This is a genomic window from Streptococcus sp. NSSLK0004 (assembly GCF_059039125.1).
The window spans coordinates 1,682,029-1,695,123 of the sequence record NZ_CM180142.1 but is presented as its reverse complement, the minus strand read 5'-3'; the positions used below and the strand labels follow the sequence as shown (position 1 = coordinate 1,695,123).

The 13,095-nt window shown below is 40.8% G+C and carries 14 protein-coding genes; 12 read left to right on the top strand and 2 right to left on the bottom strand.

Annotated elements, in window-relative coordinates:
* Nucleotides 1-80 precede the first annotated feature (80 nt).
* Genes AC4CS8_RS08715 through AC4CS8_RS08705 form a run of 3 tightly spaced genes read left to right on the top strand, consistent with a single transcriptional unit; the run spans nt 81 to nt 2,124 of the window.
* Entirely contained in the window at nt 81-782 is a 702-nt protein-coding gene (locus AC4CS8_RS08715) for an AzlC family ABC transporter permease (protein ID WP_493892813.1), read from the top strand.
* On the top strand, nt 769-1,092 hold the full coding sequence (locus AC4CS8_RS08710; protein ID WP_493892812.1) for an AzlD domain-containing protein: 324 nt from the start codon (nt 769-771) through the stop codon (nt 1,090-1,092). The genes AC4CS8_RS08715 and AC4CS8_RS08710 overlap by 14 nt, the downstream gene beginning before the upstream one ends.
* A gap of 9 nt (nt 1,093-1,101) precedes the next feature.
* Nucleotides 1,102-2,124: a YeiH family protein gene (locus AC4CS8_RS08705; RefSeq protein WP_493892811.1), complete on the top strand. Its 1,023-nt coding sequence runs from the start codon at nt 1,102-1,104 to the stop codon at nt 2,122-2,124.
* 139 nt (nt 2,125-2,263) lie between these two features.
* Here the strand turns inward: AC4CS8_RS08705 and AC4CS8_RS08700 are convergent, their stop codons facing one another.
* Entirely contained in the window at nt 2,264-3,886 is a 1,623-nt protein-coding gene (locus tag AC4CS8_RS08700) for a hypothetical protein (protein WP_493892810.1), read from the bottom strand.
* Between the two features lie 9 nt (nt 3,887-3,895).
* On the bottom strand, nt 3,896-4,594 hold the full coding sequence (locus AC4CS8_RS08695) for an ABC transporter ATP-binding protein (protein WP_493892809.1): 699 nt from the start codon (nt 4,592-4,594) through the stop codon (nt 3,896-3,898).
* 175 nt (nt 4,595-4,769) lie between these two features.
* Between AC4CS8_RS08695 and AC4CS8_RS08690 the strand changes: the two genes are divergently transcribed.
* The 9 genes from AC4CS8_RS08690 (at nt 4,770) to AC4CS8_RS08650 (ending at nt 12,920) form a co-directional block, all read left to right on the top strand.
* On the top strand, nt 4,770-5,372 hold the full coding sequence (locus AC4CS8_RS08690) for an NUDIX hydrolase (protein WP_493892808.1): 603 nt from the start codon (nt 4,770-4,772) through the stop codon (nt 5,370-5,372).
* A 639-nt stretch (nt 5,373-6,011) separates the two neighbouring features.
* Entirely contained in the window at nt 6,012-6,779 is a 768-nt protein-coding gene (locus tag AC4CS8_RS08685; RefSeq protein WP_493892807.1) for a DeoR/GlpR family DNA-binding transcription regulator, read from the top strand.
* Nucleotides 6,780-6,984: 205 nt separating this feature from the next.
* Nucleotides 6,985-7,407: a galactose-6-phosphate isomerase subunit LacA gene (lacA, locus tag AC4CS8_RS08680; protein WP_002941127.1), complete on the top strand. Its 423-nt coding sequence runs from the start codon at nt 6,985-6,987 to the stop codon at nt 7,405-7,407.
* A 26-nt stretch (nt 7,408-7,433) separates the two neighbouring features.
* Nucleotides 7,434-7,949 (top strand): galactose-6-phosphate isomerase subunit LacB, encoded by a 516-nt coding sequence (gene lacB / locus AC4CS8_RS08675; protein ID WP_018031055.1) that lies wholly within the window; start codon nt 7,434-7,436, stop codon nt 7,947-7,949.
* A gap of 9 nt (nt 7,950-7,958) precedes the next feature.
* Complete coding sequence (locus tag AC4CS8_RS08670) at nt 7,959-8,891, top strand: tagatose-6-phosphate kinase (RefSeq protein ID WP_493892806.1); 933 nt, start codon at nt 7,959-7,961, stop codon at nt 8,889-8,891.
* Nucleotide 8,892: 1 nt separating this feature from the next.
* Entirely contained in the window at nt 8,893-9,870 is a 978-nt protein-coding gene (lacD, locus tag AC4CS8_RS08665) for a tagatose-bisphosphate aldolase (protein ID WP_493892805.1), read from the top strand.
* Nucleotides 9,871-10,058: 188 nt separating this feature from the next.
* Nucleotides 10,059-10,892 carry a PRD domain-containing protein gene (locus AC4CS8_RS08660; protein ID WP_493892804.1) on the top strand — a complete coding sequence of 278 codons (834 nt, stop codon included), beginning with the start codon at nt 10,059-10,061 and terminating at the stop codon, nt 10,890-10,892.
* Nucleotides 10,893-10,923: 31 nt separating this feature from the next.
* The gene (locus AC4CS8_RS08655; RefSeq protein ID WP_003048451.1) at nt 10,924-11,241 is read left to right on the top strand and encodes a PTS lactose/cellobiose transporter subunit IIA; all 318 of its coding nucleotides are present in this window, start codon (nt 10,924-10,926) and stop codon (nt 11,239-11,241) included.
* The gene (locus AC4CS8_RS08650; RefSeq protein WP_493892803.1) at nt 11,241-12,920 is read left to right on the top strand and encodes a lactose-specific PTS transporter subunit EIIC; all 1,680 of its coding nucleotides are present in this window, start codon (nt 11,241-11,243) and stop codon (nt 12,918-12,920) included. The genes AC4CS8_RS08655 and AC4CS8_RS08650 overlap by 1 nt, the downstream gene beginning before the upstream one ends.
* Nucleotides 12,921-13,095 lie beyond the last annotated feature (175 nt).

Sequence of the window (13,095 nt, the reverse complement as noted above, 5' to 3'; positions counted from 1 at the left end):
TGATGTACCAATTTGTTATTGACGAGGGAGAGATTGTCTCCTATACTAGAATGATATAACTTGATTTCAAAGGAGAGAAGATGAAAGTACAGGATTTTCGTGAGGGTCTGCGGGATGCTATTCCCACAGCTCTGGGCTATGCTAGTATCGGCCTAGCCTGTGGAGTGGTATCGGTCAATTCAGGCATTTCTGCAGTGGAAATGGCTTTGATGAGCCTCTTGGTCTATGCAGGGAGTGCCCAGTTTGTCATCTGTGCTATGATTTTGGCTGGGGCACCCTTGTTGTCGATTGCGGTGACGGTTTTCTTTGTCAACCTGCGGAATTTTCTCATGTGCCTGCACACGACGACCATTTTTCAGGGAAATAGGCTGGGCTCCAACATCTTGATTGGCTCTTTTGTGACGGACGAGTCCTATGCGGTGCTGCTCCGTAAGCACATTGAAGACAAGCAGATTGCACCAAGCTGGATGTACGGCAACAACTTTGCGAGCTACGCTTCTTGGGTAACCTTTACCATTTTGGGTAATGTGATTGGTGGGCTGATTCCAAATCCAGAGCAGTTTGGTTTGGATTTTGCCCTGGTGGCTATGTTTGTCGGCATTTTCTCTGGTCAGCTGGAGGCTATGGCTCGAACTGTTCCTTTGAAAAAAATCGGCTTGATTCTGCTGGCGGTTGGTCTGGCCTATGTCGGTCTGTCTGTGCTGGTGTCGTCCTATGTTGCGGTGCTTCTGGCGACGCTTTTAGGCTGTTTTGTGGGGGTGATAATTGATGATAAAAACTAGTATTTTACTGATTATTCTGGCGTCAGCCCTAGTGACCTGGCTGCCACGCGTCTTGCCTTTTGTCCTGACGCAGAACAAATCCCTGCCTCCAAAGTTAGTGAAATTTCTCAGCTTTCTCCCCATCACCATTATCTTTGCCCTGACCCTGTCCAGCATCATGGACGAAAAGGTGGGCTCCCTCCCCAGCCTTCTCCCCGTCGAAAGTCTGGCCCTCCTTCCGACCTTTTTGGTGGTCCTGAGGACCAAAAATATCCTCCTCGCAGTAGTAGTTGGCGTCTTGACGACAGCGGCTCTCCGCTTGATTTTCTAGGAGGGGCTTATGGTTAAGGAAAATGCCAGAGGTATCGGATTGTGTCTGGTCTTGGCTATAATCAGCCAGTGCTTAGGAAGTTGGGTTTCACTAGTGGGTGGGCCTGTTTTTGCCCTTCTAATCGGGATGAGCCTGCATTCTTACATTTCAAGGAAAAATGCCTTTCAGCCAGGCTTGACATTTACTTCCAAAAAGATTTTGCAGTACGCAGTGATTTGCTTGGGATTTGGTTTAAATCTATCTGCGGTTCTTACAGTCGGTCGCCAATCTCTTCCAATTATTCTGTCAACTATCAGTTTCGCCTTAATCTTGGCATTTCTGATGTGGAAGTTCTTGCCAGTTTCTTCTCATCTGGCGACCTTGATTGGCGTTGGAACGTCTATCTGTGGTGGCTCTGCTATTGCAGCGACAGCGCCGATTATTCAGGCGGATGATGAGGATGTGGCGCAAGCTATCTCCGTCATCTTTCTCTTCAATGTCTTGGCTGCCTTGCTATTTCCTAGTCTGGCAACTTGGCTAGGATTTTCTACAGATTCAGGTCAAGCCTTTGGGCTATTTGCCGGTACGGCGGTCAATGATACTTCTTCGGTGACTGCGACAGCTTCGACTTGGGATAGTTTGTATAACCTAGGTAGTCAGACTTTGGATATGGCGGTGACAGTTAAGTTGACACGAACTTTAGCCATAATTCCTATTACGACGGTTTTAGCAATTTGGCAAACCCGAGGAAAGGGGCTCAAGACAGACAAGAAGTCCCTCTTGGCAGGTTTCCCAACCTTTATCATGTACTTTATCCTAGCTAGTCTGGTGACAACAATCGCAGGTCATTTTGGAGTGGGAACAGCGGTTTTTACTCCACTTAAAAGCCTGTCCAAGTTCCTCATTTGCATGGCCATGACAGGCATTGGCTTGCGGACTAATGTGCTTGTCTTGGTGAAAAATGGCAGAGCAGCTCTTTTTGTCGGACTAGTTTGCTGGCTAGGAGTGACTGTGTTGACATTGGTTTGGCAAGCAATCTTGGGAATTTGGTAAAGCAATACTCTTCGAAAATCAAAATTATCCGTTGTCAACTTGATTCGATGAACCTCAGTTCTATCATCATCTTCGTTTCCTAGGCTACTCTTGATTTTTATTGAGTATAAAACAGCCTTCTCTTGCGAGAGGCTGCTTTTTATGCTTTCAATCTAAAAGTCTGAGGTGCTTTTTTCAGTAAAACCCAGTAACCGATGCTAACATAGGCAATCATAGCTAGAGAAACTAGTAGGATGTAGGTCTGGCTGCTGATGTCAAGTTTGAAATTGAGATAGGCAACCCAGTAGAGAGCGCCACTGAGAAATTTATAGACGGGATTGACCACCTCCATATCCTTGGTAAAAGGCTGGAGAATATAGTAGATAAAAAGGTCATGGAAGGAGAAGAGGGCTGTTAGACTGACCAAGAGAAGAGCGGTCAGAAGGATGGTTTCGATGCTAAAAGCAAATCGCCACAGAACCATGATAGCTAAAAAGAGACTGCTAGCAAAGATGAAATTGAGTTTGCAGGTTTGCAAAAAGCGATAGTTGAAACCAGCGATAATGGTCTTAGATTCGCGATAGAAGGGATAGTGGAGCATGGAAATGTCACAGTTGACGAAGACCATCTGAGCTACCACCTTACCTGACGACGCTACATACATAATCATAAAAGAGAGTGGTAGCAAGTCTAGCAAATTAGCCTCAGTCAAGGTAAAGGGCTCGAAAAAGTAGCGAATAGCTTCCAAAAGGCCCAGAATAAAGACGACTGCCAGCACCCAGTTCCGCACCTTCTTATAGAGGACTTTTTGGTAGCGGTCAAATAGCAGAGCGTTTAGGTAGGTCATGCCTGATAGATGGGACAGGTCTTTCCCTTTTTCTATGCTGAGCTTAGCCTGCATCTGCAAACCTTGGCGGGTGTATTCGTTCCCTTTGGTCATCTCAAAAATTTTCTTATCCATCTGCAAGGACTGATCCATGCAGTAGGAAAGATAGTCTAGGTGGTTGGTCTGTTGTTTCAAATAACGATAGCCAAACCAAATCAGAAAGCCCTGACAGGCAAGCACAGGCAGTAAAAAGATGAGCGACAGATGGTTGTGGAAAAGGATAAGGCAGCCAATCGCTACGATACCAATTCCTACGATGACCCAAGATTGCCAAGAGTTTCTACGTGCCAAAACACCTCTGTTGAATAGTGCTCGATTGAGAGCCTGTCCAGTAAAACTTCCTGCTGGAATAGTCAGTAATCCTAGAGGCAGATAGAGCCAATTTCCTGACAGGCTAGAAAAAATCAGCAGGGCAGGCAGGTAGAACAGACTGGTGATAATGGGTTCTACAAAGAGTTGACTCTGGAGAAAACTAGATTGAGAAAGTCCAAAATTTTGCATGAATTCCCGTTCGGACTTGGCGATAAAAGGCTCAAATCCCTTGCCAAACCGATAGGCATAGCCAACAAAGACCATCCAAATGGAAAAGCCTAGAAGCCAGGTCCCTGGAAGAATATTCCAAAAAGTCAATTTCTCACTGGCTAAGATATTCATCCAAAAGGAAGCAAAGTAGAAATTCAAGGCCAGCCACAAACCCTTGACAAGAAAACGACTGGGAATAGACAGAATGTGCAGGATCAAAAAGAGAGCGGACTTAAAACTGTAAGACTTGAAAATACTCTCTGGAATCTTCTTGCCTACAAGTGGCAGTTTTCGCAGATAGTAGAAAAATCCATTGATGGTCCGATAGAGGTTGTACTTTTCCTGATACCAAAAATAACGTAGGATTGTTTTCATAAGCTCCTCCTAATCTGCTGTCAGCAAGGCAACTACTTCCTGTTCAAAATCAGGATCGTGGAGCTTGTCACTCGGAACAGCCTGTAGTTCTTGGTGATGTAGTAAAACAATTTCGTCACAGAGATCCTGAGCCAGCTGTAAGATATGAGTGGAAAAGATAATCACAGAATACTTTTTAGCCTCCCGAATTAGTTGCTTGAACTCGTGGGCAGCCACAGGGTCAAAGGAAGTCAGTGGCTCATCCAAGAGAAGAACAGGAGGCTGGACAATCAAGGACAGGAGCAACTGGACCTTGTTCTGCATACCGTGGGAAAAATCCTTGAGTAGACGGTGCTGGTCTGCAAAGTCGATTCCCACCAAGAGCAACCAATCCTCAGGACGACGTGCGTCTTTGAGCTTGTCCTTGTGGATATCCATATAAAAACGTACAAATTCAAAGGCTGTCATAAAGGCAGGCAGTTGTGGATAGGTCTGGGTAAAACCGATATCCGTATTGTCGTAGTCGGTCAGCTCCTCACCTTCAACAAACTGAATACTGCCACTGTCCAGGGTCATATTGCGAGCAATACAGTTGAACAAGGTCGTCTTACCAGCCCCGTTTCGCCCCAGCAAGCCGTAAATCTTGCCTTGTTCGAAGGTAAAGGAAGTATCTTCCAAAATGATTTTATGGTCGAATTTCTTGGAAACAGAAGATAGTTTCAGTTGCATAGCCGATCTCCTTTTTGTTATATTGTTGTAACTACATCATACAACAATAAACAAAAAAATTCAAGGACTGCTGGTTTCATATGCTATGTTTTTAATCATTTTAAGCAAGGTTTTTGCAATTTTTGATAAAGTTCGTTATGATGAAACAAAAAATACTAATTAGTGAGGAATAAACATGACACTGCACATTCAGGAAGCATTGAAAGACTATCAGCCGCATCCGTTAGGTGAAAGACAGTCTTATGCGGTCTTTTTACCTCTTGTCTGGTCGCAGAATGAATGGCACATCCTATATGAGATTCGTAGTGAAAGGATCTCACAGCCAGGGGAAGTCTCTTTTCCTGGTGGAAGGATTGAAAATAATGAAACTGCATCAGAAGCGGCGATTCGCGAGACAGTTGAGGAATTAAATATTCAACCGAGTGCCATTGAGTTATTTGGTGAAATTGACTATCTAGTCCTAGGCCAGTCCACAATTCGCTGTTTTGTCGGCTGTCTTCACTTGGATTGGGAGACCATTCAGCCAAATGAAGAGGTGGAAAGACTCTTTACGATTCCTCTGACAACGTTGATGGAAACAAGTCCTGTATACTACCAGTTGGACTCAAAGGTTATTCCGAATCAACCCTTTCCATTTGAACGCCTACGAGGAGGAAGCAACTACCCATTTCATCATCAATTACGTGCGATTCCCTTTTATGAATGCCTCCCAGAAAATATCTGGGGAATGACAGCCCAATTTACCCATCGTTTTACACAAATTTTGAAAGAAAGTTAACACCCTTCCATAGTGGAGGGGGGGTTGGTGTAAGCTCCCATCATAACAAGTGAGGAGTGTAAAGAGATGCGATGCTTTCGTGTGGCAGAAGGATATTCTAAAAAGTTAGAAATGAATACAGGTTCTTAGTATCGATTTGACGTAAAAGTGAAATTTATCGCTATAGGGATTGACTAAATGAAAAAAAGCAAGTTACTCCTTGCTCTAGTAACAGAAGTTAAGGACACAATAACTTTGTTTGAGAGGGCAAATAATTCGTAGATGAAAGTACAAGTCTTGAATTTCAAAATGAAGTTCAGGATTTTTTTGTGATACCTTTTCCAAATCCTCTCTATTATCCTAATACCATTCCTAAGAAAATCAATCCTTGATTTTTCACTGGGGGTTTGGGGTGGAGCCACCAAGTTATCTTATCGTTAGCTGATCAAAATTGGAAGGTTTTGATCAGCTGGCGATATGATTTTTGGGATATTGTGGACACAATATCTGAGCTCGCAAAGGCCTGAAAGGAAGATATTATGCAGTGCCGTGTCTAATATGATGGTGAGGATGTACTAATAATATCGAACAAATGTTCAAAATTCCAACATATTCTTGTTGATTTTTGATATAATGTAAAAAAACAACAAAGGATTAAACATGAATAAACGAGAACGACTGGAAGAAATTACACGATTGGTAAACAAAAAAGGTACGGTACGAATTTCTGAGATTGTGGAATTGCTAAATGTTACTGATATGACCGTTCGACGTGATTTTATAGAATTGGAAGAGCAGGGGGTTTTAACTAAAATACACGGCGGTGCTAGAAGTAATAAGGCTTTTCAATATCGGGAATATTCCCATTCTGAGAAACACATTCAGAATAAGGAAGCCAAACAAGAGATAGCAGAAAGGGCTGCACAACTGATAGAAGATGGAGACACGGTGTTCTTAGGCCCAGGAACAACAGTGGCCTTTCTGGCTGAAGCCATTAAAAATCCTCGCCTAACGGTCATCACAAACTGTATGCCTGTTTTTACCATCCTATCTCAAAAGAAGACCGAGGAGTTTCAAGTCTTTCTCTTGGGGGGAGAATATCGCCAAGTGACAGAATCTTTTGTAGGAGAAATTACCAATACAAGTTTAGAAAAAATGCGATTCAGCAAGATTTTCTTTTCAGGTAACGGACTTAAGGGAACTGATGTCATGACCTCTACCCTAGCTGAAGCCTATACGCAAAACATTGCCATTAAACATTCTTTAGAAAGATATCTACTGCTAGATGCTTCGAAAATTGGCAAAGATGATTTTACTTCCTTTTGTGATTTGAATGATGTAACTGCTCTAGTGACCGATATGAATGCAAAGGATGAAAATTACCAATTATTAAGTAAGCACATCGAAATTATCACTACAAAATCATAAAGTTATCAAAACCAACAGTGAAATGTTGGTTTTTTGTTTGTATACGAAAAAAACAAACAAAAATAAAACAAAATATGTTGACTTTATGTTTGTTTGGTTGTATAATTTAAACATAAAAAGCGAAAACGCTTTTTCTAAGTTTTGCAAAACAAAGATTTTCTGCCAAATATGGCTACAACTTTCTATTTTTGTTAGGAGATAGGTTATGACAATCATTATCGGTGCTGATCCAGCGGGTTCAAAACTAAAAGACGTTATTAAAGATTATTTGCTAGAAAAATCATATGACTTTAAAGATGTCAGTGATGGAAGTGATTTTGTTGATACAACTTTGGCAGTAGTTGCAGAAGTTAATCAAGAGGAAGGAAATCTTGGCATTGTGATTGATGCTTATGGTGTTGGTCCATTTATGACCGCAACTAAAGTCAAAGGCATGATCGCTGCAGAAGTTTCAGACGAACGTTCTGCCTATATGACAAGAGGACACAACAATTCGCGTATTATTACAATCGGTAGTGAGATTGTAGGAGAAGGAATTGCTAAAAATATCGTTAAAGGATTTGTTGAAGGTGAGTATGATGGTGGCCGTCATCAAATTCGTGTCGATATGCTAAATAAAATGTGCTAATTGTTGTAAACAAAGGAGAATAAGAGATGAAAATTGCAATCGGTTGTGACCACATTGTAACCTATGAAAAAATCGCTGTGGTAGATTATTTGAAAAATCAAGGATATGAAGTATTGGACTTTGGGACTTATGACAATGTTCGTACTCATTACCCAATTTTTGGTAAAAAAGTTGGTGAAGCTGTTGCAAGCGGGCAAGCAGATTTGGGTATTTGTATTTGTGGAACAGGTGTTGGAATCAACAATGCTGTAAACAAGGTACCTGGCGTTCGATCAGCCCTGGTTCGTGATATGACCTCCGCACTTTACGCGAAGGAAGAGTTAAATGCCAACGTCATTGGTTTTGGAGGAAAGATTACAGGGGAGTTGCTCATGTGCGACATCATTGAAGCCTTCATTAAAGCAGAATACAAACCAACTGAAGAAAACAAACGTTTGATTGAAAAGATTGCTGCAGTTGAAACGCTCAATCAAGAGCAGGCTAATCCAGAGTTCTTTACGGAATTTCTTGAAAAGTGGGATCGTGGAGAATACCACGACTAGGAGGCTCACATGATTTTGACGATCACTTTAAATCCGTCGGTTGATATTGCCTATCAACTGGATACCTTTTATTTGGATACGGTCAATCGAGTAGAAAACGTTCAAAAAACAGCTGGAGGCAAGGGGCTTAATGTCACACGAGTTTTGAAACAAATTGGTGAAGATGTTGTAGCAACAGGCTTTATTGGTGGTGAGATTGGAAGTTATGTAAAGAAACAACTCACTCGAAATGATATTAAAAATTCCTTTGTGGAAATTGGGAATGAAACACGTAATTGCATTGCGGTCCTACATGATGGCAAACAGACGGAGATTTTAGAACAAGGACCAACTATTCAAGAACATGAAGCCTTGAATTTTATCGAACACCTTGAAATCGTCCTGAACAATGTAGATGTAGTTGTTATTTCAGGAAGTTTGCCTAAGGGACTTGCTAGCAATTATTATGTTGAGATTGTAGAACTTTGTAAAAAATTCGGTGTAGCTGTTGTTTTGGATTGTTCTGGTGAGGCGCTGAAAAACGTTTTAGAAAGCCAGCAGAAGCCGACAGTTATTAAGCCGAATACAGAAGAGTTATCACAACTGATTGGTAAAGAAGTTACTGATGATATTCAAGAGTTGAAATCAGTTTTGTCTGGTCAACTTTTCCAAGGAATTGATTGGATAGTCGTCTCATTAGGGGCACAGGGGGCTTTTGCCAAGCACAATGACAAATTCTATCGTGTCAGAATTCCAAAAATCAAAGTCGTCAATCCAGTAGGATCAGGAGATTCAACTGTTGCAGGTATTGCAGCAGGTTTGGTACATGCTTTACCTGAAGCAGAGTTATTAAAAAATGCTAATGTTTTAGGCATGTTAAATGCCCAGGAAGAACAGACGGGTTACGTCAATTTAGAAAATGCAGAATCGTTGTATTCTCAAATCGAAGTCGAAGAGGTATAATATGGTAGTAATAGCAGACAAAAGAAAATACATGGAAAAAGTAAGCAATGAAGCAGGTATTATTTCAGCTTTAGCTTTCGACCAACGTGGAGCCCTGAAAAAAATGATGGCAAAACATCAGGTAGAAGAACCTACTGTGGAGCAGATGGAAGAACTAAAGAAACTAGTTTCAGAGGAATTAACACAGTTTTCTTCCTCAATTCTGTTAGATCCTGAATTTGGTTTGCCAGCATCACGCGCCCGTGACGAACAGTGCGGTTTGCTTTTGGCTTATGAAAAAACTGGCTATGATACCAGCTCTACTAGTCGCTTACCAGATTGCCTAGTAGAGTGGTCTGTGAAACGACTAAAAGAAGAAGGTGCAGATGCCATTAAATTCCTACTCTATTATGATGTGGATGGAGATTCATACGTCAATCTTCAAAAACAGGCCTATATTGAACGCTTGGGTTCAGAATGTCAGGCTGAAGGTTTACCATTCTTCTTGGAAATTTTGAGCTATGATGAAACGCTTGAGGACAATGCCAGTGTGGAATTTGCAAAAGTCAAACCTCGAAAAGTAAATGAGGCTATGAAAGTATTTTCGGATGAACGATTTGGAGTGGATGTTCTCAAGGTAGAAGTACCTGTGAACATGAATTTTGTAGAAGGCTTTGGAACAGGGGAAGTCGTCTATACAAAAGAAGAAGCAGCCGAATATTTCCGTCAACAAGAAGCATCAACTCATTTGCCATACATTTATCTAAGTGCAGGTGTTTCTGCTAAGCTTTTCCAAGATACACTAGTGTTTGCACATGAAGCAGGTGCTAAATTTAACGGTGTTCTCTGCGGTCGTGCAACATGGGCAGGTGTTGTGCCAGTCTATATTGAACAAGGCGAAGAAGCTGCGCGTGAATGGTTACGCAGTGTCGGTCGTGAAAATATCGAGGGACTTGATGCAGTCTTGTCTCAAACAGCAACTTCTTGGCTAGAAAAATAATTGAAAAAACAACCATTTTCTTAAAAGAAAGGGTTTACATTTTTTGAGAATATGCTATAATAATCTCATCAGTAAGAATAGAGTGGATTGTAACTAATTCGATTAGGCAAGACTACAAATGGATTTGAGAGTAGGATATTCTCGGTTTGTTTGTAGTCTTTTTTTGCTTAAAAATATAGGAGGGATATATGTTTAGGATTATACAGTCACTAAATAATAACGCTGCCCTGGTGAAAAATGAACATGGGGAACAGGCAGTCGTGATGGGATTAGGTATAACCTTTCAAAAGAAGAAAGGGGATTTAATTGTTAAGGACAGGATAGAAAATATCTTTTCGCTAAAAAATGATGAAGCCAAAGAAAATTTTCTAACCTTATTAAAAGATATTCCCTTAGATTTTATTTCGGCAACCTACACGGTTATTAATCATCTGGTAGAAACTTATCATTACCCTGTACAAGAATATCTCTATGTGACACTGACAGATCATATCTATTGTGCCTATCAGGCGGTTTTAAAGAACAGTTATCAAGAAAGTAGGCTACCCAATATTTCAGCCGAATATCCATTGGAATATAAAATGGCGCGTGAAGCCTTAGCTATGTTCCGTGAAAAGTTTCTAAAAGATTTTCCGAATGATGAGATTGGTAGAATTGCACTTCACTTAATCAATGCAAAAGGTGAAACAATTCATCCCACTAGTGAAGAACATGACATCAGTAAGAAAATTATTGCTGAGGTTGAACAAATTTTGATAGAGAATGGGATTAAACGCACAAAAGAAAATAGCAATTTTTATGATCGCTTTATGATTCATTTTTCCTATTTTCTGAATTACTTAGATAGATCCCATCAGTCAAATGAATCGATTGCTAGTTTGGAACAGTACATCAAGCTCCAGAATCCAAGAGCCCATCAGGTTGGAAGTCAGATTTTTGAGATGATTACATCATTGGTTGATGAGCCAGTAAATGATAGTGAAAGGTTCTATATTGTGTTACATATTCAACGGTTGTTGTAAATCAATTCAATTTTAAAAGGAGGTTCATATTATGAACAGAGAAGAAATTACGTTATTAGGTTTTGAGATTGTTGCATTCGCTGGTGATGCTCGTTCTCGTTTGATGGAGGCACTGGCTGCTGCTCAAAAAGGCGATTACGCAAAAGCAGAAGAACTAGTTGAAGCTGCCAATGCTTGTATTGTTGAAGCCCACCATGCTCAGACAAGTTTGTTGCAGAAAGAAGCGGCTGGTGAGGATTTAGCCTTTAGTGTGACGCTCATGCATGGTCAAGACCATCTCATGACCACATTATTATTGAAAGATATGATGAGTCATATGATTGAACTTTACAAACGAGGTGATAAGTAATGAATAAATTGATTGAATTTATTGAGAAAGGGAAGCCTTTCTTTGAAAAGATTTCGAGAAACCCTTATTTAAGGGCTATCCGTGATGGTTTTATCGCTGCCATGCCGGTTATCTTGTTCTCAAGTATCTTTCTAATGGTAGCATTTGTACCTAATATCTTTGGTTTTACTTGGTCAGATGAAGCAGTTGCAGCTATCATGAAACCTTACGGTTATACAATGGGGATTGTAGCTGTCCTAGTTGCAGGAACGACCGCAAAATCTTTGACAGATGCGTTTAACCGTCAATTGCCAAAAACCAATCAAATCAACTTCATTTCAACAATGATTGCCTCAATTTCAGGTTTCTTATTACTGGCTTCTGATGGTATTGAAGGTGGATTTGCCAATGGTTACATGGGAACTAAGGGACTTTTGACAGCTTTTCTGGCAGCCTTCATTACGGTTAATATCTATAAGGTCTGTGTGAAAAACAATGTCACCATTCGTATGCCAGACGAAGTTCCACCGAACGTATCCCAGGCATTTAAAGATGTAATTCCATATGCATTGTCTATCTTTGTCTTGTATGGAATTGATCTTGTGACACGTCAATTCCTTGGAACAAACGTGGCTGAGGCGATCCTGAAATTATTTGAGCCTCTATTTACAGCCGCAGATGGTTATGTTGGTATTACCATTATCTTTGGTGCCTATGCTTTGTTCTGGTTTGTAGGGATTCATGGTCCATCTATTGTGGAACCAGCAATTGCAGCCATTACTTATGCCAATATTGAAACCAACTTCCAGCTTCTACAGGCGGGTCAACATGCGGACAAAATCCTGACTTCAGGTACTCAAATGTTTATCGTAACAATGGGTGGTACAGGTGCTACCTTGGTTGTGCCATTCATGTTTATGTGGTTGACTAAGTCTAAACGAAATAAAGCAATTGGACGTGCTTCAGTTGTTCCAACTTTCTTTGGTGTAAATGAACCGATCTTGTTCGGTGCACCACTTGTACTCAACCCAGTATTCTTTGTTCCATTCATCTTAGCTCCAATTGCTAACGTATGGATTTTCAAATTCTTTGTTGATACGTTAAAAATGAATAGTTTCAGCGTCAACTTAGCATGGACAACTCCAGGACCATTGGGGATTGTCATGGGAACAAACTTTGCTCCACTTGCCTTTGCACTAGCTGCCTTGTTGGTCGTTGTCGATGTTCTTATCTATTATCCATTCTTGAAAGTTTACGATGAGCAAATTCTTGCTGAGGAACAATCAGGTAAAGTAGAAAATAGCTTGAAAGAAAAAGTGGCAGCTAACTTTAATACTGCCAAAGCGGATGCTATTCTTGAAAAGGCTGCAGTCGATACCGAAATTTCAGAACAAACCAACGTTCTGGTACTTTGTGCAGGGGGTGGTACAAGCGGATTGCTTGCCAACGCTCTAACGAAAGCTGCAAAAGAATATGGTGTTCCAGTTACAGCTACAGCAGGAAGTTATGGGGCGCACCGTGAGATTTTGCCAGAGTATCAATTAGTCATCCTTGCACCACAAGTAGCATCGAACTATGATGATATAAAACAAGAAACCGATGCATTGGGTATTAAACTCGCCAAAACTGAAGGGGCTCAATACATTAAACTCACTCGTGATGGTCAAGGTGCTCTTGACTTTGTCAAACAACAGTTTTAGAACCTATATTCACGGTTCAGCACTTCCATCTAAGGCTAGTTTTTCAGCTACTCATCGTTAGTTTTTTTCAAAATACAGTCAGTATTCCCTCAAAAAACCGCCTTGATTAGCGAAAAACTATCTCTTATATATAAGCACTTCACTTGTGAATACAGGTTCTTAATCAAAAGGGGAG